This is a genomic window from Streptomyces sp. NRRL S-378, from assembly GCF_000720645.1.
GTDB lineage: Bacteria > Actinomycetota > Actinomycetes > Streptomycetales > Streptomycetaceae > Streptomyces.
On the sequence record NZ_JOBX01000054.1, the window covers coordinates 25,847 to 46,466 of the forward strand.

At 71.3% G+C, this 20,620-nt stretch carries 16 protein-coding genes; 8 read left to right on the forward strand and 8 right to left on the reverse strand.

Annotated features, from left to right (window positions below):
* Positions 1 to 7 precede the first annotated feature (7 nt).
* From IH80_RS0129590 to IH80_RS0129610, 5 genes are all read left to right on the forward strand, one after another.
* On the forward strand, positions 8 to 2,077 hold the full coding sequence (locus IH80_RS0129590; RefSeq protein ID WP_030964576.1) for a thioredoxin domain-containing protein: 2,070 nt from the start codon (positions 8 to 10) through the stop codon (positions 2,075 to 2,077).
* Between the two features lie 252 nt (positions 2,078 to 2,329).
* Positions 2,330 to 3,652 carry a glycosyltransferase gene (locus tag IH80_RS0129595; protein ID WP_037881457.1) on the forward strand — a complete coding sequence of 441 codons (1,323 nt, stop codon included), beginning with the start codon at positions 2,330 to 2,332 and terminating at the stop codon, positions 3,650 to 3,652.
* Positions 3,649 to 5,391: a phospholipid carrier-dependent glycosyltransferase gene (locus IH80_RS0129600; RefSeq protein WP_030964578.1), complete on the forward strand. Its 1,743-nt coding sequence runs from the start codon at positions 3,649 to 3,651 to the stop codon at positions 5,389 to 5,391. Before IH80_RS0129595 ends, IH80_RS0129600 begins: the two co-directional genes overlap by 4 nt.
* Positions 5,392 to 5,397: 6 nt before the next feature.
* Positions 5,398 to 6,588, forward strand: coding sequence for a glycosyltransferase (locus IH80_RS0129605; protein ID WP_030964579.1), 1,191 nt, complete (start codon positions 5,398 to 5,400; stop codon positions 6,586 to 6,588).
* 65 nt (positions 6,589 to 6,653) lie between these two features.
* On the forward strand, positions 6,654 to 9,068 hold the full coding sequence (locus IH80_RS0129610; protein WP_030964581.1) for a galactose oxidase-like domain-containing protein: 2,415 nt from the start codon (positions 6,654 to 6,656) through the stop codon (positions 9,066 to 9,068).
* 63 nt (positions 9,069 to 9,131) lie between these two features.
* Here IH80_RS0129610 and trhA read toward each other — a convergent pair whose 3' ends face one another.
* Positions 9,132 to 9,890 carry a PAQR family membrane homeostasis protein TrhA gene (gene trhA, locus IH80_RS0129615; RefSeq protein ID WP_030964582.1) on the reverse strand — a complete coding sequence of 253 codons (759 nt, stop codon included), beginning with the start codon at positions 9,888 to 9,890 and terminating at the stop codon, positions 9,132 to 9,134.
* A 211-nt stretch (positions 9,891 to 10,101) separates the two neighbouring features.
* Here trhA and IH80_RS0129620 point away from each other — a divergent pair, with 211 nt between their 5' ends.
* Entirely contained in the window at positions 10,102 to 11,928 is a 1,827-nt protein-coding gene (locus IH80_RS0129620; protein WP_030964583.1) for a phosphoenolpyruvate carboxykinase (GTP), read from the forward strand.
* A 167-nt stretch (positions 11,929 to 12,095) separates the two neighbouring features.
* Here the strand turns inward: IH80_RS0129620 and IH80_RS0129625 are convergent, their stop codons facing one another.
* From IH80_RS0129625 to IH80_RS0129640, 4 genes are all read right to left on the reverse strand, one after another.
* A complete protein-coding gene (locus IH80_RS0129625) occupies positions 12,096 to 12,707 on the reverse strand; it encodes a hypothetical protein (protein ID WP_030964585.1) in 612 nt (203 codons plus the stop codon).
* Positions 12,694 to 14,274: a substrate-binding and vWA domain-containing protein gene (locus tag IH80_RS0129630; RefSeq protein WP_030964587.1), complete on the reverse strand. Its 1,581-nt coding sequence runs from the start codon at positions 14,272 to 14,274 to the stop codon at positions 12,694 to 12,696. Before IH80_RS0129630 ends, IH80_RS0129625 begins: the two co-directional genes overlap by 14 nt.
* An 83-nt stretch (positions 14,275 to 14,357) precedes the next feature.
* Positions 14,358 to 15,545, reverse strand: a complete 1,188-nt coding sequence (locus tag IH80_RS0129635) for a toxic anion resistance protein (protein ID WP_030964588.1) — start codon at positions 15,543 to 15,545, stop codon at positions 14,358 to 14,360.
* Between the two features lie 12 nt (positions 15,546 to 15,557).
* A complete protein-coding gene (locus tag IH80_RS0129640) occupies positions 15,558 to 16,634 on the reverse strand; it encodes a substrate-binding domain-containing protein (protein ID WP_030964589.1) in 1,077 nt (358 codons plus the stop codon).
* Positions 16,635 to 16,772: 138 nt separating this feature from the next.
* Here IH80_RS0129640 and IH80_RS41090 point away from each other — a divergent pair, with 138 nt between their 5' ends.
* Positions 16,773 to 17,219, forward strand: a complete 447-nt coding sequence (locus IH80_RS41090) for a hypothetical protein (RefSeq protein ID WP_051810111.1) — start codon at positions 16,773 to 16,775, stop codon at positions 17,217 to 17,219.
* A gap of 19 nt (positions 17,220 to 17,238) precedes the next feature.
* Here the strand turns inward: IH80_RS41090 and IH80_RS0129650 are convergent, their stop codons facing one another.
* From IH80_RS0129650 to IH80_RS0129660, 3 genes are all read right to left on the reverse strand, one after another.
* Positions 17,239 to 17,886 carry an RDD family protein gene (locus tag IH80_RS0129650; RefSeq protein ID WP_030964592.1) on the reverse strand — a complete coding sequence of 216 codons (648 nt, stop codon included), beginning with the start codon at positions 17,884 to 17,886 and terminating at the stop codon, positions 17,239 to 17,241.
* Positions 17,887 to 18,116: 230 nt separating this feature from the next.
* Positions 18,117 to 18,509: a hypothetical protein gene (locus IH80_RS0129655; protein ID WP_030964594.1), complete on the reverse strand. Its 393-nt coding sequence runs from the start codon at positions 18,507 to 18,509 to the stop codon at positions 18,117 to 18,119.
* A gap of 125 nt (positions 18,510 to 18,634) precedes the next feature.
* Entirely contained in the window at positions 18,635 to 19,846 is a 1,212-nt protein-coding gene (locus IH80_RS0129660) for a pyridoxal phosphate-dependent aminotransferase (RefSeq protein ID WP_030964595.1), read from the reverse strand.
* Positions 19,847 to 20,187: 341 nt separating this feature from the next.
* On the opposite strand from IH80_RS0129660, the gene IH80_RS0129665 reads away from it, so the two are divergent.
* Positions 20,188 to 20,421 (forward strand): hypothetical protein, encoded by a 234-nt coding sequence (locus IH80_RS0129665; protein WP_030964596.1) that lies wholly within the window; start codon positions 20,188 to 20,190, stop codon positions 20,419 to 20,421.
* The last annotated feature ends 199 nt before the right edge of the window (positions 20,422 to 20,620 follow it).

The following is a 20,620-nucleotide window of genomic DNA, read 5'->3' on the forward strand; positions in this document are numbered from 1 at the left end:
TGGGGGCATGCCGAATCGCCTTGCGAACGAGACCTCGCCGTACCTGCTCCAGCACGCGGACAACCCCGTCGACTGGTGGCCGTGGTCGCCCGAGGCCTTCGCCGAGGCGCGGGAGCGGGGCGTACCGGTTCTGCTGAGCGTCGGGTACAGCTCTTGTCATTGGTGTCATGTGATGGCGCACGAGTCGTTCGAGGACGAGCTGGCCGCCGCCTACATGAACGAGCACTTCGTCAACATCAAGGTGGACCGGGAAGAGCGGCCCGATGTCGACGCCGTCTACATGGAGGCCGTGCAGGCCGCCACCGGGCAGGGTGGATGGCCCATGACGGTCTTCCTCACGGGAGACGCGGAGCCGTTCTACTTCGGGACCTACTTCCCGCCCGAGCCCCGGCACGGGATGCCCTCCTTCATGCAGGTGCTCGAAGGCGTGCGGGCCGCCTGGGTGGGGCGGCCCGAGGAGGTGGCCGAGGTCGCGCAGAAGATCGTGCGGGACCTCGCCGGGCGGCAGCTGGACTACGGGAAGGCCGGGACCCCGGGGCCGGAGGAGCTCGCGCAGGCGCTGCTCGGGCTGACCCGCGAGTACGACGCCACGCGCGGCGGGTTCGGCGGGGCGCCGAAGTTCCCGCCGTCCATGGTGCTGGAGTTCCTGCTGCGCCATCACGCGCGCACCGGATCCGAGGGCGCGCTGCAGATGGCCGCCGACACGTGTGAGGCGATGGCCCGCGGCGGGATCTACGACCAGCTCGGGGGCGGGTTCGCGCGGTACTCCGTGGACCGGGAGTGGGTGGTGCCGCACTTCGAGAAGATGCTCTACGACAACGCCCTGCTCTGCCGGGTCTACGCCCACCTGTGGCGGGCCACCGGTTCGGAGCTCGCGCGGCGGGTCGCGCTGGAGACCGCCGACTTCATGGTCCGGGAGCTGCGGACCGCCCAGGGCGGCTTCGCCTCGGCCCTCGACGCCGACAGCGAGGATCCGCTGACCGGGAAGCACGTGGAGGGCGCGTACTACGCCTGGACGCCCGCGCAGCTGCGGGAGGTGCTGGGGGAGGGCGACGGGGAGCTCGCCGCCGGGTACTTCGGGGTGACGGAGGAGGGGACCTTCGAGCACGGCGCGTCGGTGCTCCAGCTGCCGCAGGACGGGCCGGCGGTGGACGCGGAGCGGATCGCCGGGATCAGGGCGCGGCTGCTGGCCGCGCGGGCGGAGCGGCCGGCGCCCGGCCGGGACGACAAGGTCGTCGCCGCGTGGAACGGTCTGGCCATCGCCGCGCTGGCCGAGTGCGGGGCGTACTTCGAGCGGCCCGACCTGGTGGAGCGGGCGACCGAGGCCGCCGATCTGCTGGTGCGGGTGCACTTCGACGCGGCCGCCGGCCGGGCCCCCCGGCTCGCGCGGACCAGCAAGGACGGCCACGTGGGTGCCAACGCCGGGGTGCTGGAGGACTACGGCGACGTCGCAGAGGGCTTCCTCGCCCTGGCGTCGGTGACCGGTGAGGGGGTCTGGCTGGAGTTCGCCGGGTTCCTGGTGGACCTGGTCCTGGACCGGTTCACCGCCGAGGACGGGTCGCTGTACGACACGGCGCACGATGCGGAGAAGCTGATCCGGCGGCCGCAGGATCCGACCGACACGGCCGCGCCGTCCGGGTGGACGGCGGCGGCGGGTGCGTTGCTCTCGTACGCGGCGCACACCGGGTCCGAGGCGCACCGTACGGCGGCGGAGCGGGCGCTGGGGGTGGTGGCCGCGCTGGGTCCGCGCGTGCCGCGTTTCATCGGGCACGGGTTGTCGGTCGCCGAGGCGTTGCTGGACGGGCCGCGTGAGGTGGCGGTGGTCGGGCATCCGGAGGATCCGGCGCGGGCGGCGCTGCATCGGGCGGCGTTGCTGGGGACGGCTCCTGGTGCGGTGGTGGCGGTCGGTCTGCCACAGTCGGCGGAGGGCGGGGGCGAGGGGGAGTTCCCGCTTCTGGCCGAGCGCACTCTCGTGCGCGACCTTCCGACGGCGTATGTGTGTCGACATTTCGTCTGCGCGCGGCCTACGACGGACCCGGTCGAGCTGGGGGAGCAGTTGGGTGCGGTTCGTCCGTGAAGTGCCTGGAGTGCCGTCAATTCCGTTTGTGGACATGTCGATTCTGAAACGCGTGCTTCATCGACACTGAGGCTGGATGTCATGTTCACTGCCTAGTCTCATGTCTTCGGGATCCACCGAGACGGCGCGCTGGGGGGTGCGACCGGGGGGACGCGGGGGAAGCGGGGCGGCGGCGGGCCGGGGGGCCTGCCGCGAGTCTCCGGGGGGTTTTCTGATCGCCGCCTGGGGGGCGGCGGGTCTGTGGGGGGCCTTATGTACACGTCTGTGTTCATTGCTGTCATTTCACTGGCGCTCTTCTGGATGGCCGCGTTCACGCTCTGGTGGCAGATGCACGCGTGGCGGACCCCCGAGACGCTGGCCTCCACGCGCTTCGACCGTCCCGACGGGGAGGGGCGCCTGGCGTTCTCGCTGCTGTTGCCGGCCCGCCACGAGCAGGCGGTGCTGGAGCACACCATCGACCGGCTGCTGGAATCGAGCCACGCCGACTACGAGATCATCGTGATCGTCGGGCACGACGACCCGGAGACCGCGGCCGTCGCCGAGCGGGCCGCGGCCCGCGAGCCGGCCCGGGTGCGGGTGGTCGTCGACCACCACGAGACCAAGAACAAGCCGAAGGCGCTCAACACGGCCCTGCCGTCCTGCCGCGGCGACATCGTCGGGGTATTCGACGCCGAGGACCAGGTCCACCCCGAACTGCTGGCCCATGTCGACCACGCCTTCCGTGCCACCGGCGCCGACGTGGTCCAGGGCGGGGTGCAGCTGATCAATTTCCACTCCAGCTGGTACAGCCTGCGCAACTGCCTGGAGTACTTCTTCTGGTTCCGCTCCCGGCTGCACCTGCATGCCGAGAAGGGCTTCATCCCGCTGGGCGGCAACACCGTCTTCGTCCGCACCGAGGTGCTGCGCGAGGCGGGAGGCTGGGACCAGAACTGCCTGGCCGAGGACTGCGACCTCGGGGTGCGGCTGTCGTCGGTCGGCAAGAAGGTCGTCGTCGCCTACGACTCCGACATGGTGACCCGTGAGGAGACGCCCGGCTCGCTGGTGAGCCTGCTCAAGCAGCGCACCCGCTGGAACCAGGGATTCCTCCAGGTGTACCGGAAGAAGGACTGGCAGCAGCTGCCCGGCCGGGGCCAGCGCTGGCTCGCCCGCTACACGCTGATGACGCCGTTCATGCAGGCCGCCTCGGGTGTGATCATCCCGGTCAACTTCGCCGTCGCGGTCCTCCTCGACGTACCGGTGGGCATCGCGATCATCACCTTCCTGCCCATGATCACGGCGCTGGTGACGTTCGTCTTCGAGATCGTCGGCCTGCACGACTTCGGCCGGCAGTACGGCCTGCGCGTGCGCTTCGTGCACTACGTCAAACTCGTCGTCGGCGGCCCCTTCTACCAGGTGATGCTCGCGGGCGCCGCGATCCGTGCCGTCTGGCGCGAGCAGCGCGGCCGCAACGAGTGGGAGCTGACCAGTCACACCGGCGCCCATCTGACGGCCGTCCCCGCAGCCGCAACCGCATCCGCCCCTGCCGCGTCCTCCGCCTCCGCCTCCGCCGCGATCCGAGAGGACAGCAGCCGGTGACCGCCACCCTGCCCACGGCCACTGCCCCCGGAACCGGTCCCGGGACCGGAACCGGAACCAATCCCGGGACCGGAACCAATCCCGGGACCGGAACCAATCCCGGGACCGGGACCGAGACCCCGGCCGTCCCCGCCCGGCGCACCACGGCCGGCGGGCTCGGCCGCCGCCCGGCCCCGCCCGTCCGCCCGCTCGTCCGCTTCCGCTCCTCCCGCCCCGACCTGCTGCTGTGCGGGGCCCTGCTGCTCGTGATCGTCGCCGTCCAGGGCTGGAACATCACGAACTTCCCGACCCTGAGCGACGACGAGGGCACCTACCTGGCCCAGGCGTGGGCGGTCCAGCAGGGCGAGGGGCTGGCCCACTACACGTACTGGTACGACCATCCGCCGCTCGGCTGGATCCAGGTGGCGGCCCTGACGTACCTGCCGTCGCTGTTCGTGCCGGAGTGGATGACCGTCGCGCCGATGCGGTTCTCGATGCTCGCGGTGTCCGGGGCGTCCTCGGTGCTGCTGTACGTGCTGGCGCGCCGGCTGTGGCTGCCGCGCTGGGCGGCCGGGCTCGCGATGGCGCTGTTCGGGCTGTCGCCGCTGTCCGTGGTCCTGCAGCGGGAGATCTTCCTCGACAACCTCGCGGTGATGTGGATGCTGCTGGCGTTCTGCCTCGCCGCGTCGCCCAGCCGCCACCTGTGGCACCACTTCGCCTCCGGGCTGGCGGCCGCCACCGCCGTCCTCACCAAGGAGACGATGCTGGTGGTGCTCCCGGCTCTGCTGGTGACGATGTGGCGGCACAGCCACCGTGACACCCGGAAGTTCGCCGTCACCGGTGCCGTGACCGCCTGTGCGCTGATCGGCCTGTCGTACCCGCTCTACGCCCTGCTCAACGGCGAGCTGCTGCCGGGCGCCGGCCATGTCTCGCTCATCGACGGCATCACCTACCAGATGGGCCGTGAGGGGTCCGGTTTCATCCTCACGCCCGGCTCGGGCTCGAACGGAGTGTTCCGGTCCTGGCTGTACTACGACACCGTCCTGCCGCTCGGGGGTCTGGCCGGCGCGGCGCTGCTGATCGTGACCGTGCGGCGGTCGGTGACCGCCCGTGCGCTGGCCGGCCCCGCGCTCGCCGCCGTCATCCTCGCCGTCGTCGCGATGCGGCCCTCCGGCTACCTGCCGGCGATGTACGTGATCCAGGCACTGCCGTTCCTCGCCCTGGTCCTGGCGGGCGGGGCGGCCAGTGTGACGCACGCCGTGCTGCGCCGCCGCCGCGCGGCCGGGCAGCGGGGGCCGCGGCTGTGGGTGCGCCGGGCGGTGCTCGGCGTACTGGCCGTGTCGGCCGCGTTGTACGTGCTGCCGCGCTGGTACGAGGGGAACCGCACCGCGCTCACCGTCGACGCGAACGCCCCGTACCGGCAGGCCGCAGCGTGGCTCGGCCGTGAGGTCGCCGATCCGGCGCGCACCCGGGTGCTGCTCGACGACGCGCTCTGGCTGGACGCCGTGCACCACGGCTTCGAGCCGGGGCCCGGCGCCATCTGGTTCTACAAGGCCGACCTGGACCCCGCGGTCACCAGGACCCTGCCGGGCGGCTGGCGGGACATCGACTACGTCGTGTCCTCGCCCACGGTCCGCCGTGACGCGGTGGACCTGCCCACCGTGAAGGCCGCGCTGGAGCATTCGACCGTGGTGGCCGTCTTCGGTTCGGGTGAGGACCGCATCGAGATACGCCGCACCGACCGCGAGAGTGGGAGCTGAGCCACCATGAGCGAGGACGTGTGGTCCCCCAGTGCCCCGGTCGGTGCGGAGCGAGATGCTCCGCGGGGGGCGGCCGGCAGCGTCACCTTGATCATCCCGACGTTCAACGAGGCGGGGAACGTGGCCGAGTTGCTGCGCCGGCTCGGCCGGGCGCTCCCGGGTGACCTGCCCTGCGAGGTGCTGTTCGTGGACGATTCCACGGACGACACCCCCGCCGTCGTCGAGAAGGCCGCCGCCGACCACCCCTTTCCGGTGTCGGTGCTGCACCGGGAGGTGGCCGAGGGCGGCCTCGGCGGGGCGGTCGTCGAGGGGATCCGGCGGGCGGACAGCGACTGGATCGTCGTGATGGACGCCGACCTGCAGCATCCGCCCCACCTGGTTCCGGAGCTCGTTGGCGAGGGCGAGCGCACCGGCGCCGATCTCGTGGTCGCCTCCCGCTACGTCAGCGGCGGCAGCCGGGCCGGGCTCGCCGGGAGCTACCGCGTCGCGGTGTCGCGCGCCGCGACGTGGCTGGCGAAGGGGCTCTTCCCACGGGCGCTGCGCGGGATCAGCGATCCGATGAGCGGGTTCTTCGCGATGCGCCGCTCGGCGGTGACCGACGGGGCGCTGAGGCCGCTCGGCTACAAGATCCTGCTGGAGCTGGCGGTGCGCTGCCGTCCTGCCCCGGTGGCGGAGGTGCCGTTCGTCTTCCAGGAGCGTTTTGCGGGGGAGTCGAAGTCCACGGCCCGGGAGGGCCTGCGGTTCCTGGCGCACCTCGCCTCGCTGAGGTCCGCGGCCCCGCTCGCGCGCATGATCGGCTTCGGGCTCATCGGTCTCACCGGTTTCGTGCCGAACCTGGTGGCGCTGTGGCTTCTCACCGGCGCGGGGATGCACTACCTGCCGGCGGAGATCGTCGCGAACCAGGCGGGGGTGCTGTGGAACTTCGTCCTCATCGAGGTCCTGCTCTTCCGTGAGCGGCGCAGGTACCGGCACTGGGCGGACCGGGTGGGCCGGTTCGCGCTGCTCGCCAATGCCGATCTGCTGCTGCGCATCCCGCTGATCGCGGTGTTCGTCGGCCGGCTCGGGATGGGGGTGCTGCCGGCCACCGCGCTCGCGCTGGTGACCACCTTCGTGCTGCGGTTCGCGGCCACCGAGGCCCTGGTCTACCTGCCGCGCCGTACGTCCCCGGTCGAGGCGGGGCACCGCACCAGGAGTTGAGCCCCACAGATAGAGCCGCACGGATCGAACCGTACGGATAGAGCCGCACAGAAAGGAACCTTTCCATGCGTCCGACCTTCCGGCGGAGGGCGGGGCGGCGTGCCGCACTGCTCGCCGTCGGGGCGATGACCGCGGGTCTGCTCCTCACCGCACCGCAGCAGGCTACGGCCGGTCCGCCCAATCTGTTGTCCAATCCCGGTTTCGAGACCGCCGGCGCCGCCGGCTCCGACATGCCGTCCTGCTGGTCGAAGTCCGGCTGGGGCGACAACGACTTCACCTTCGCGACCGTGCCCGACGCGCACAGCGGCACGAAGGCGATGCGGGTGTCCCTGACCCGTCGGGTGGACGGTGACCGCAAGGCGCTGGTCACCGAGAACACCGTGTGCGCGCCGACGGTGACGCCGGGCCGGCAGTACGACCTGTCGGCCTGGTACAAGTCGAACACCCCGGACGTGTCGGTGACGGTGTTCCGCCGCGACACGACGTCGGGCTGGCAGTACTGGACGGACCTGCAGAATCCGCCCGTCAGTGCCGGGTGGTCGCGTACGGAGGTCCGTACGCCGGTGGTTCCGCCCCACACGGACAAGATCGCCTGGGGTCTGTCGGTGTACGGGGTGGGCACGCTCACCACGGACGACTACGCGCTGGAGGAGGTGGGTGCGCTCCCGCCGCAGCCGGTCTGTTCGGGCACGGCGGAGGAGTGCGCGAAGGGCAAGTGGCAGGTGATCCCGGCGCAGAACCCGGTGCGTTCGATGCACGCGGTCGTGCTGAAGAACGGCAAGGTGCTGCTGATCGCGGGCTCGGGCAACGACATCGCGCAGTTCAACGCGGGCACCTTCACCTCCGCCGTCTACGATCCGGCGAACGGGTCGTTCAGGACGATCCCGACGCCGGTCGACATGTTCTGCGCGGGCCATGTGCAGCTGTCGGACGGCCGGGTGCTGGTGATGAGCGGGAACAAGGGCTATCCGTCGGCGGACGGGAAGATCGGCTACCAGGGGCTGAAGGACTCGTACACCTTCGATCCGGTCACCGAGACGTACACGAGGACGAACGACATGAACGGCGGGCACTGGTACCCGTCGGCGACGATCCTCGGCAACGGCGACGTGATCTCCTTCGGCGGGCTGAAGGAGGACTCGACGGGCAACGTGACCGCGGAGAAGTTCTCGGCGGCGCAGAACAAGTGGCTGCCGATGAACGAGGTCAACCAGACCTGGTCGTACTGGGGCCTGTACCCGTCGATGATCCTGATGCAGGACGGGCGGCTCTTCTACTCGGGCAGCCACACCTTCGGCAACGGCACCCCGGGCACGGGCGCCTCGATCTACGACTACGACGCCAACACCATCACCGACGTGCCGGGCCTGCGCAACAAGGACGAGCGGGACGAGTCGGCGAGCGTGCTGCTGCCCCCGGCCCAGGACCAGCGGGTCCTGACCATCGGCGGTGGCAACAACGAGCGCAACCCGGCGGCGAACCGGATCACCGACATCATCGACCTGAAGAAGCCGAGCCCCGCCTACACGGCCGGCCCGGACCTGCCCCAGGGCCTGGTCGACACCGGCACCGGGAAGCGGCCGCAGACCGGCGCCGAGGGAAAGATGTACGTCTCGGCGGTGCTGCTGCCGGACGGCAAGGTGCTGGAGACCGGCGGTGGGCTGCACGACCGGGCCGACCCGGTCTTCGAGGCCTCGTTCTTCGACCCGGCGACCAACAGCTACCAGGCGGGTCTGGCCACCGACCCGATCCCGCGGACGTACCACTCGGCGTCGTTCCTGATGCCCGACGGCCGGGTCATGTCGGTGGGCGACAACCCGGGCAACGGCACCTACAACCACAACGTGTCGATCTACACGCCGCCGTACCTGTTCAAGGGCGCCCGCCCGCGGATCACCTCGGTGATCGACACGCAGTGGGTGTACGGGGACACGCAGCGGATCACCGTCGACCGGCCGGTCGCCAAGGCGGAACTGATCCGTCCGGCGGCGGTGACGCACTCCTCGGACCCGAACCAGCGGTTCGTGGACCTGCCGATGACGGTGGACGGGACCACCATCGACCTGAACGTCACGAGCAACCCCAACCTGGCGCCGCCCGGCTGGTACATGCTCTTCGCGGTCGACGCGAACGGCGTCCCGTCGATCGCGACGTGGGTGCACCTGGGCGGTCCGTCCGCCCTGGCGGCCGCCCAGGAGCAGCCGTCCGCGCACGAGCACACCTTCGCGGACGCGCTGGGCCCGGCCAAGAAGAATCCGGCGAAGCGGGACTCGGTCCCGGTCGCGCCGAGTGTGGCGGGCTGCGACCGGCACTACGGCTCGGTCAACGTGTGCGTGCCGACCCGGTTCCCGGCCGAGGTGGAGGCGACGACGAAGGCCCGCTGCGAGTGGCTGGCCTCCCACCGGTATCCGAAGCGCCTGAAGGTCAACGGCAGTGATCCGCTGCGGCTGGACCCCGACGGCGACGGATTGGCCTGCTGAACGCGTCGGACAACGGAAGGAGGGACCCGGCCCGGGCGTGCGACCGGGTCCCTCCTTCCGGGATCAGTGCTGGTAGGCGGCCAGCGAGATGCCGATGTAATGGGCGACGAAGGCGGCGAGGGTCAGGGAGTGGAAGACCTCGTGGAAGCCGAAGAAGCGGGGGGAGGGGTTGGGCCGCTTCATGCCGTAGATGACGCCGCCGACGCTGTACAGGAGGCCGCCGACGATCACGAGGACCAGGACGGCGATGCCGCCGGTGCGCATGAAGTCGGGGAGGAAGAACACGGCGGCCCAGCCCATGGCGATGTAGCAGGGGGTGTAGAGCCAGCGCGGGGCGCCGACCCAGAAGACGCGGAAGGCGATCCCGGCCGCGGCCGCGATCCACACCGCCCACAGCAGGGTCCGGCCGGTGGAGGGCGGGAGCAGCAGGACGGTCAGCGGGGTGTAGGTGCCCGCGATGATCAGGAAGATGTTGGCGTGGTCGAGCCGTCGCAGGATGGCTTCGCCGCGCGGGCCCCAGGTCCCGCGGTGGTAGACCGCGCTGACGCCGAAGAGCAGGCAGGCGGTGAGGACGTAGATCCCGCAGGCGACGCGAGCCCGGGTCGAGTCGGTGAAGGCCATCAGCGCCAAGCCGGCGACGAGCACGGCGGGGAACATGCCGAGATGGAGCCAGCCGCGCAGCAGCGGTTTGGTCTCGATCGCGGACTCGACGGCTTCTGCGGCCTCGATGACGGGGGAGGCCTCGATGACCGGGGAGGCCTCGGAGGTCGCTGCGGCCTCGGCGGCGGGGACGGCGGCGGCGTCGGAAGTCATGCGCGCCATGCTACCTACGGGTCCGTAGGTTCTCGGCCATCGTCTTTACGGAAGATTGACGGACGTGGCAATGCTCACGTGAGAGGCCCTCTGGACATATGCGCACATCCACCGGATGATCAGATGAGTGCGGTCGACACCGGATGAGCGGAGCGCGAAGCGTCCGGGTCGCAGCCCCCACGGGGCCAACACCAAACACACCCCTCAACAAGGAGCAATCGTGGCGCGCGACAACGCGGCTCCCACTGTCCCGACGACCCACCAGGAGCTGATCTCCTGGGTGGACGAGATCGCAGCCCTGACCCAGCCGGACCGCGTCGTCTGGTGCGACGGCTCCGAGGGCGAGTACGAGCGCCTGTGCGAGGAGCTCGTCGCCAAGGGAACGTTCAAGAAGCTCGACGAGACGAAGCGCCCGAACTCCTACTACGCCGCCTCCGACCCCTCCGACGTCGCGCGCGTCGAGGACCGGACGTACATCTGCTCCGAGAAGGAGGAGGACGCGGGCCCGACCAACCACTGGAAGGCCCCGGCGGAGATGAAGGACATCTTCGCGGGAGACCAGGGCATCTTCCGCGGCTCCATGAAGGGCCGGACGATGTACGTCGTCCCGTTCTGCATGGGCCCCCTCGGCTCCGAGCTCTCCGCGATCGGCGTCGAGATCACCGACTCCGCCTACGTCGCCGTCGCCATGCGCACCATGACCCGCATGGGCAAGCCCGTCCTCGACGAGCTCGGCACCAACGGGTTCTTCGTCAAGGCCGTCCACACCCTCGGCGCTCCGCTCGCCGAGGGCCAGGCCGACGTGCCGTGGCCCTGCAACACCACCAAGTACATCTCGCACTTCCCCGAGACCCGCGAGATCTGGTCCTACGGATCCGGCTACGGCGGCAACGCCCTCCTCGGCAAGAAGTGCTACGCCCTGCGCATCGCGTCCGTCATGGCCCGCGACGAGGGCTGGCTCGCCGAGCACATGCTGATCCTCAAGCTCACCCCGCCGGCCGGCGAGGGCGGGACGAAGTACGTCGCCGCCGCGTTCCCGTCCGCCTGTGGCAAGACCAACCTCGCCATGCTGGAGCCCACGATCCCCGGCTGGACGGTCGAGACCATCGGCGACGACATCGCCTGGATGCGCTTCGGCGAGGACGGCCGCCTCTACGCGATCAACCCCGAGGCCGGCTTCTTCGGCGTCGCCCCCGGCACCGGCGAGCACACCAACGCCAACGCCATGAAGACCATGTACGCCAACACCGTCTTCACCAACGTCGCGCTCACCGACGACGGCGACGTCTGGTGGGAGGGCATGACCGAAGAGGCGCCCGCCCACCTGATCGACTGGAAGGGCAACGACTGGACCCCGGAGTCCGAGACCCCGGCCGCCCACCCCAACGCCCGCTTCGCCGTCCCGGCCTCCCAGTGCCCGACGATCGCCCCCGAGTGGGAGGACCCCAAGGGCGTCCCGATCTCCGCGATCCTCTTCGGCGGCCGCCGCGCCTCCGCCGTGCCGCTGGTCACCGAGTCCTTCGACTGGAACCACGGCGTCTTCATCGGTTCGAACATCGCCTCCGAGAAGACCGCCGCCGCCGAGGGCAAGGTCGGCGAGCTGCGCCGCGACCCCTTCGCCATGCTGCCGTTCTGCGGCTACAACATGGGCGACTACATGGCCCACTGGGTCAAGGTCGGCGCCTCCGCGGACGCCGCCAAGCTCCCGAAGATCTACTACGTGAACTGGTTCCGCAAGAACGACGCGGGCAAGTTCGTGTGGCCCGGCTTCGGCGAGAACAGCCGCGTCCTGAAGTGGATCGTCGGCCGCCTCGACGGCACCGCCGAGGGCGTCGAGACCCCCATCGGCATCCTGCCGACCAAGGACTCCCTCGACCTCGACGGCCTCGACCTCCCCGCCGAGGACCTCGACTTCCTCCTCACCGTCGACAAGGAGGTCTGGCGCGAGGAGGCCGCCCTGGTCCCCGAGCACCTCAACACCTACGGCGACCACACCCCCAAGGAGCTGTGGGAGCAGTACCACGCACTCGTGGAGCGCCTGGGCTGAGCCGGGACACGCCCTGAAGAAGGGCACGCCCTGAACAAGGGCACGCCCTGAACAAGGGCACGCCCTGAACAAGGGCCGATGAACGTGGGAGCCCCCGACCAAGCGGCGTCCCACCGCTGTGGGAGCCCCCGACCAAGCGGCGCCCACCGCAGCACCGACCTGTCCTGTCAGGAGCGTCCGCGCTCCTCCAGGTAGGTCGTGTGCGTCTGCTGACGGCGGGCCTCCACCTCGTGGAGGCCCGCCGTTACGCGTCGCGCCTCCTCGCGCAGCAGCCCCAGCTGCCGCTCCAGATGCCGCTCCGGAGACTCGCCGCCCGGCGCCATCCGGCTCCACCAGCGGGTCCGGTTGTAGGCGTCCACGCTCTCCGGCACGTCCCGGCGCACCGCACGCGACACCGCGTGCACCGCCTCCGGGTCGGCGGCCAGCACCTCGGCCACCCACCCCGGCTCCAGCAGCGCCCCGTACAGCTCCAGCAGTTCCGCGAGGACCGCCCCGGCCCCCGGCGGCAGCTCCACCCCCTCGACGTACCCCCGCAGCCGCCCGAAGTCCTCGCGCAGCACGCCGAGCTCCTCCCGCGGATCGAAGGGCGGCGGTGCCGTCCGCTCCGGCGGGGCGATCAACGCACCCGCTCCGTACAGCCCGGCGACGACCACCGGCCAGTACGCACCGGCCACCCCGGCCAGGGTGAGGGCCAGCCCGGCCACGCCGCAGGCGGAGCCGGCCAGGTTCTTCCGCGACTCCAGGTACCTCAGGACCCCCGTCGCCCTACTGGTAGCCACGGATCTCCTCGAAGGCTCCGGCCAGCGAACCGGTCCCGCCGGTGGCGTCGAAGAGCCGCCCACCGGTCAGCTCCGTGATGTGGGTGAGCTCCTTGCGGTCCGAATCGCCGAACAGCACGGCGAAGACCGGCGTCCGCTTCTGCGCCTCGGGCAGCTTCGCGTAGAAGGAGTCGAAGTGCCCGGCCCCGACGCCCTCGGTGTTCTCGCCGTCCGTCATCAGCACGATCGAGGTGAAGGCGTCCGTGCCGCCCTTGCCGAGCTGCTCGTACGCCGCCTCCAGGCTGCCGTAGACCGCCGTACCCCCCTCCGGCTCCAGCGACTTCACGTCCCGGCGGATCGCCTCCAGGGCCGGCCCCGGATTGCCGGGCTCCACCACGTGCGTGTTCACCTCCTTCACCTTCGACCCGAAGGGCAGCAGCGTCACCTCCTCGCGGTCCCGGAAACGCCGCCCGGTACCCGAAGTCCCCGTACCCGTCAGATCGGTGAGCGCCGACCTCAGCCGCCCGATGCGGTCCTCCTCGCTCATCGAACCCGAGGTGTCCAGCACGTACACCGTCCGCGAGGGCCGGCGCAGCTCGTTCTCGTAACTGGCCAGCAGCCCGTCGGCGACGACACGCGAACCGGGGAACGGCAGCTCGCGCCGCTTCTCCTGGTCCAGCCCGGCGGCCGGCGCCACCCCGGCCGTGACCGGCCGGCGGAACGTCTGCCCGGTGATCGCCCGCTGCGCCTCCGGGCCGCGCAGCCAGTCGGTCAGTACCCGACCCGCATCACGCGCCCCGGCCGGGGCCGAGGCCAGCAGGGTCAGCGGATAGGGGGCCGTCACCACCCCGTCGCGCGGCCGGACCACCGTCAGCGGCGCCCGGCCGTCCTTCGCGTCACGGTTCATGGACAGCAGCACCGACTCGTAGTTCACCAGCGCGTCCACGTCCCCGCGCCTGCCGTACGCGGTCACCAGCCAGCCCGACGAACCCGACGTCAGCTTCTGCCCGGCGAAGAACTCCTTCAGCCGCGGCGCGGCGGCCTTCACGTCCGCGTCGCTCAGCGCCGCCTGCGCGCCCGACAGACCCGAGGCCACCGAGACCAGCGCCGAGAAGCCGGAGTTCGAGCGCACGGGGTCGGTCATCCCGTACGTCAGCCTGCCCGCCGCGACCGCCTCGTGCACCGCCGGCCAGGTCACCTCCCCGGGCTTCCAGCCGAGCCGGGCCAGTGCCTCCGGCTTCACACCGAGGGCGACCGGCGAGGACATCACCGGGGTCTCGCTGGAGAGCTTCCCGGCGGCCTCGGGCCGCAGCCGCAGGTAGTCGTTGGACGACAGCCAGATCGCGTCGTACCGGCCGTCGGCCTGCCCCGAGGCGACCTGCTCGGCGGCGTCCAGCGTCCCCGACCACGTCAGCTTCACGGTGACCCCGGTCGCCTTGCGGGCCTGCTCCAGCACCGGCTCCATGTCCACGAGCTCACTGGAGGCCAGCACCCGCAGCGTGCCCTCCTTGTAGGCCGTCTCCGCGGGCCCCGGGGACCCGCCGGAGGTGCAGGCCGTCGCCGCCACGAGCACGGCGAGGGCGAGCACGAGGGCCGTCCGGGCCCGTCGGCGCCGCGGCCGCGGGGGCCGGGGCGGAGCCTGCGCCGCCGCCCGTACCCGCCCGGCCGCGCTCACAGGGCACCGCCCTCGGACGCACCGGCGGTCCGCGTCCGCGCCAGGTACGCCGACGCGCTCTGCAGCTCACCGGCGAGGGACTCCACCGTCGCCGCCATGTTCTCCGCGGCCTGCACCTTGAAGGTGTCGATCGCGTCCAGCGTCCGGTAGATCTGGGCGAAGGCCGTCCGCAGGGTCTCCGCGCCCACCGCCGGATCGGCCGCGATCCGCTGGATCTCACCGCTCTGCGCGGACAGCATGTCCGCGTTGCCCCGGATCAGCTCCTCGGTGGTCCCCTTCAACGCGTTGACCTGCTCGGTCACCTTCCGCTGGCTGTCCAGGGCCGACGCCAGCATCACCGCGATCCGCAGCGCCGACACGGTGGTCGTGGCCGCCCGGTCGACGCCCTTGATCAGCTCGTCGTTGTTGCGCCGGACCACGTCCATCGCCAGGTAGCCCTGGGCGCACACGGCCAGCTGCGTCAGCAGGTCCTGGTGCTTCTGACGGACCGGGAAGAGCACGTCCGCGCGCAGCGCGTCGGCCCCCTGCGGGTCCGTGCGCTCGGTCTCGGCGACCCGCTGCCCGACGGCGATGTCCAGGGCCTCGGTGAGGACCGCGTACTCCTGGAGCCTGCCCATGGTCTCCCACAACCGGGAGCGCTCGGTGTGCAGGGCGGCGTTGTCGCGGCGCAGCTCGTCCTGGCCGCTGCGCAGCGCCCCCACGATCCGGTTCAGGGCGGTCTGTGACGAGGCGTACTTCGCCACGTGGTCGCGGAACCGGTTGCCGCCCGGCAGCTTCGCGAGCAGCCTGCGGGCCCCCTTGGCGGGAGTGTCCCGCGGGTCGAGGTCCTCGACCGTGCGCCGCAGTTCGACCAGGGAGCCGGCGACCCGCGCCTGGGCGTCGCCGCCGCCGTCGGAGCCGAGGGAACGCACGGCCCGCTCCAGCATCCGGTTGGACTGCTGGGCGGCGGTGCGGACGTCGGCCGAGCCGAGCGCGGTGATCTCACCGACGCGCTGCGCGAACTCGGGGGAGCGGGCCTCGATCCCGGCGAGCGAGCCGACGTACTCCCCGGCCCGGCGGGCCATCTCGTCGCGTACGCCGTCCTGGAGCGGTACGAGTCCGGCGGCCTGCTCCTTGCGGACGGCGGGCACGGGCTCGGGAGCGCTGAGGACGAGCGGGGCGTCCTCGGGTGGTGTCAGTGTCATGGCTGTCGTCCCCTAGCCCTTGGCGCGCTGGGCGAGCGCCATGAGGATCTTGACGGTGGGTGTGCCGACCTGGCGGATACCGGCCAGCCCCGGGTTGAGGTAGCCGGCGTGCGGGGCGGTCGCGGCGGTGAACTCGGCCACGCCGTCCTGCGGGCGGAACCCGCGGAGCACGGCCAGCTCGCGCAGCTTCGGATCGGTGGCGAGGAGCGCGCCCAGCTCCTTCGCGTTCTCGCTGAGCGGTACGAAGGTGTGCGCCGTGTTCACGGTGGTGTCCGGGTAGAGCACCACCATCTCGCCCGGGTCCTGCTTCTGCAGCAGCAGCGAGGCGACCTGGGACTCGTACACCAGGATCAGCGGTTCGCCGCTGCCGCTGATGAAGGCGCGGAAGGGGTCGTCGGTGCTGGTCTCCAGGGCGCCCTGGACGGAGATCAGCTTGCGCATCAGGGGCGCGGTGCGCTCGACCCCGGCGTCGTCGGCGACGACGGTGTTGCCGTTCGCGACGTTGGAGGTGGCGGCGAGGAAGAGCGCGCCGGAGTTGGAGGAGGCCGGGTCGGTGGTCCTGACGAACACCGTGCCGGTCAGCTCGGCGTGCGCGGAGGAGCCGGCCAGCTGCTGCCAGGTGCGGTCCTCGGCGGCGGCCTTGAGGAAGGGGCCCATCAGCAGGGTCCCGGAGTTCTTGCCGGTCAGGGTGGCGAGGCCGCCGGCGGCCAGCACCTTCGCGGCGCCCGGACGGGCGAGCACGACGAGCGGGGAGTAGAAGGGCTTGGTCTCCTGGGCTCCCTTGAGGCCGGCGGCCGCCGCGACCTCCTTGGCGGGTTCACTGCTGCCGGGGAAGGCGAAGTCGAATTCCTTGAGGGCGAGTTGGTCCATCGCCCAGGAGCCCGAGGTCTCCGTCTTCACGATGTAGCCCTTGGCGGCAAGGGCCTTGACGACGTCAGGGTCGCGGAAGAATTCGGACTTCTCCGAACCGATGACGCCACGCACGGTCTTCGTTGCCGTGGATTCTGGGCGATCCTGCCCCTGCAGTGCGACGTAGAGCACGCCGCCGATCAGGAGGAGGCCCAGGACGATTCCTAGGATGCGTCTCACGGGTGCAGCGTGCTCACGGAAACCCACATTCCGCGCCCTCTTGAGTGAACGTCAGGTGTCCAGACGGTCCCACTTCGAAATGCTGTGTGAGTTCGCGGGTGCTGGTGGGCGGGGCGGCCGCCCGGGAGGATCGGGGGCATGGGCGTGAGCGCGTTGAAGTGGCAGGGCTGGCTGGTCGGTCTGGTGACGGTCGCCGGGCTGCTGGTGTTCGCCCCGCTGGGCCTGTACGTGTGGGCGAGCGGCGGTGAACCGCAGCAGGCGCCGCCGCGGGCGGCGGCGCAGGACGTACGGGTCACCGGATGCCGTGTCGATCCGGCCAGTCGGCGGGTGGTGGCCGCGGTCGAGGCGACCGGGCGGGCCGAAGGAGTCGGCGCGTACGTCGTGACGGTGGAGTTCCGCGACCGGGCCGAAGCGGACCCGGGACGACGGGCCGCCCAGGCGCTGGTGCGGATCCCGGGCGTGGCCCCGGGCGCGACCGAGTACGGGGAGGCGGTCGGCCCGGTGTGGCCGGTGGCCACGGTGCCCTGGTGCGGGGTCGCCGGCGCGGAGTTCACGCAGCCGACCCCGACACCGGGGCTTCCGTAGCGGGTGGGGCGGGTGCCCGTCAGCCGTTGTTCACCTTGACGACGACGGTGCTGCACACCTTGTCGGCGAAGGTCTGCTTCTTGGCGTCCCACAGCGGCCACAGCCAGCCGAGGTAGCAGGAGAGGCTGTCCAGGGCGTGCGCCAGCTTGCGGACGAAGGCCATGCCGAAGCCGAGCGTGGCGCCGTCGGCCTCGCGGTGCAGGCTGATGCCGACGACCTTCTTGCCGATGGTCTGGCCGGTGGTGCCTTCCTTGTAGAGCTGGAAGATGGCCATGCCGAAGGCGTACAGCATGCCGATGAGGCCGAACACACCGGCGACCGAGTCGCCCGTCTCGTCGCCGGCGAACGCCGCGCCGAGGCCGATCAGCGCGTACATCGGGCCGGCGATGATCAGCAAGTCGAGCAGGTACGCGCCGACGCGCAGGCCCCAGTGGGCCAGCGGCGGCATCCCGACGGGCATGCCGGGCATGCCCGGGGGCGGGTACGCGCCGTACTGCGCCGACGGCGGGGTCTGCTGCGGGTAGCCGTACTGCGGGGCCGCGCCCGGCGCCGGCTGCTGCGGGTAGCCGTACTGCGGGGGGACGCCCTGCGGGGCCTGCTGGCCGTAGCCGGGCTGGCCCTGCGGGGGCTGCTGGCCGTAGGGGTTGTTCGGATCGCCGAAGCTCATGGGCGCATCTCTCCAGAGTGCTCGATCGGGGACGAAGCGGAGTGGAGGAGATGGTTCATATGAGCGGCCTCCCCCGTGCTGCCGCGATGTTTCAGCCAACATCGTGTTCGGAGCGCCGGGATCTGTCCAATTCATTGGCCGCACGGCGGGCGGCGGAGCGGCCCCGGAAGGGTCGTCCGCAGGGGTATGGCGCCCGGTCCGGAGCCTCCGCGGCCCCGGACCGGGGCCGTCTAGAGGGCGCCGGCCAGGTCCAGGGACTCCAGGGCGGCGGCGTGCGCGTCCATGCGCTCGGCGGCGAGGATCGCGACGGTGGTGTCGGCGCGTGACGCGGCGACGAGGAGCGCGCGGGCGGCGAGGTCGTGCGCGCGCTGGTGCAGCGCGGCGGCGTCCCCCGCGGAGCCCCGGGGCGCCCGGGCGGGCTGCGCCCCGCGCAGCCGGGCGACCTGGTCGGCGATCCCGGCGGCGGCCTCGTCGAGCCCGAGCTCGTCGGTGACGGCGAGCAGGGCCGCGAGGTGGCCGGCGAGCTGGATGTCCAGCGCTTCGCCGCGGCTGCGGTGGGGGTAGTCGACCGTCGTGCCGCCCATCCGCTGGACGACCGGCTTGGTGCGGATCGGCTCGTACATGAGTGGGCCTCCTGCGTGGTCAGGAGACCATCCTACATTGGATTGGTTCTAATTTTGAGTTCGATCCTGTTGTTGGCCGAGTATGTTCGCTCCGGCCGGCGGCCGGTACCACGCCCGGAACCACCTCAGGCCTGGCTGTAGCCGTCCAGGAAGTTCCCGATCCGGGTCACGGCGTCGGCCAGATCCTTGGCGTTGGGCAGGGTCACGATCCGGAAGTGGTCGGGTTCGGGCCAGTTGAAGCCCGTACCGTGCACGACCATGATCTTCTCGGCCCGCAGCAGGTCCAGGACCATCTGCCGGTCGTCCTTGATCTTGTAAACGGCCGGATCCAGCCTCGGGAAGGCGTACAACGCGCCCTTGGGCTTCACGCAGGTGACGCCCGGGATCTGGGTGAGCAGGTCGTGGGCGACGTTGCGCTGCTCCAGGATCCGCCCGCCGGGCAGGACCAGGTCCTCGATGGACTGCCGGCCGCCGAGCGCGGTGGCCACCGCGTGCTGCGAGGGCATGTTCGCGCACAGGCGCATGTTCGCGAGGATCGTGAGGCCCTCGATGTAGTCCGTGGCGTGGCTCTTCGGGCCGCACACCGCCATCCAGCCGGCCCGGTAGCCGGCGACCCGGTAGTTCTTCGACAGGCCGTTGAAGGTCAGCGTCAGGACGTCCGGGGCGATGGCGGCGGTGTTGAAGTGCTTGGCGCCGTCGTAGAGGATCCGGTCGTAGATCTCGTCCGAGCAGACGATCAGGTTGTGGCGGCGCGCGATGTCCGTCAGACCGCGCAGCATCTCCTCGTCGTAGACGGCGCCGGTCGGGTTGTTCGGGTTGATGATCACGATCGCCTTGGTGCGGTCGGTGACCCTGCGCTCGATGTCGGCGAGGTCCGGCATCCAGTCGGACTGCTCGTCGCACCGGTAGTGCACGGCCGTGCCGCCGGCCAGCGAGACGGAGGCCGTCCACAGCGGGTAGTCCGGCGCCGGGACCAGTACCTCGTCGCCGTCGTCGAGCAGCGCCTGCATCGACATCGTGATCAACTCGGAGACGCCGTTGCCGAGGTAGATGTCCTCGACGTCCAGGTCGATGCCCTTGGTCTGGTAGTGCTGCATGACCGCGCGGCGCGCGGACAGCAGGCCCTTCGCGTCGCCGTATCCGTGGGCGGAGCCCAGGTTGCGGAGCATGTCCTCGAGGATCTCCGGCGGGCACTCGAAGCCGAAGGCCGCGGGGTTGCCCGTGTTGAGCTTGAGGATGCGATGACCTGCTGCTTCGAGTCGCATGGCCTCTTCGAGCACGGGGCCGCGGATCTCGTAACAGACATTGGCGAGTTTGGTTGACTGGATCACCTGCATGACGGGAGCTTACGGGCCCGGGTGCGGGGTTCACCTGCGTTTTCGCAGGGAGACTCGAAGGTGGTTTTGTCCCGTTTGGCGGGATGGGCGGGTAGGGGTGCGCTCTTCCCTTGGAATCCGGGGCCGCGGCTGCGCTTCGGCCTGCGGAATGGGTGAGCCCGACTGCGTCGAAGTGCTGCGTGTTGCCCTCGTCACCCTGAGGGGGTCGCGGGGGAGGCGGGGCGACTGAGTACCCGGGCTGAGTACGCGCACTCATGCGGCCGCCCGGCCCGCGGGAGAGGCTGGGGTTCTGAACCAGGGCGAGTGATGCCTGAACGGCGGCAACCAAGGAGCGCGGGGCAGTGGAGTTCGTAGTCGGTGACATGGCGATCACCACGATCGGCACGGATGGCGACGACCGGGCGATCGAGTTCCTGGTCAGGCCGGAGGGGACCCTGGAGGAGGGCCACTTCGCGATCTTCCGCGAGCACGGCCGGGGCTGGGAGGACGCCCGCCTGACCATCGACCCCGCGGCGGGCAGCGTCCCGGTGGCCGCGGTCGAGTGGGCGGTGGAGTTCGCCCGCGAGTACCTCTGAGGGCGGGCTCCCCTCGGGGCGCCCGAGGGGTACGGGGGTCCCGTCGGGCGGCTGAGGGGTACGGGGTCCCGTCGGGCGGCGCCCCCACCCCCGAAGCCCCGCCCTCCGGGCCGGTGGTTGCCCACCCACCTCGGGGCGGGACGGCCGGAGCGGCTCGGGGAGGCGCGGCGGTGGTGTGGGGGCGGGGGTGGTGCTGGGC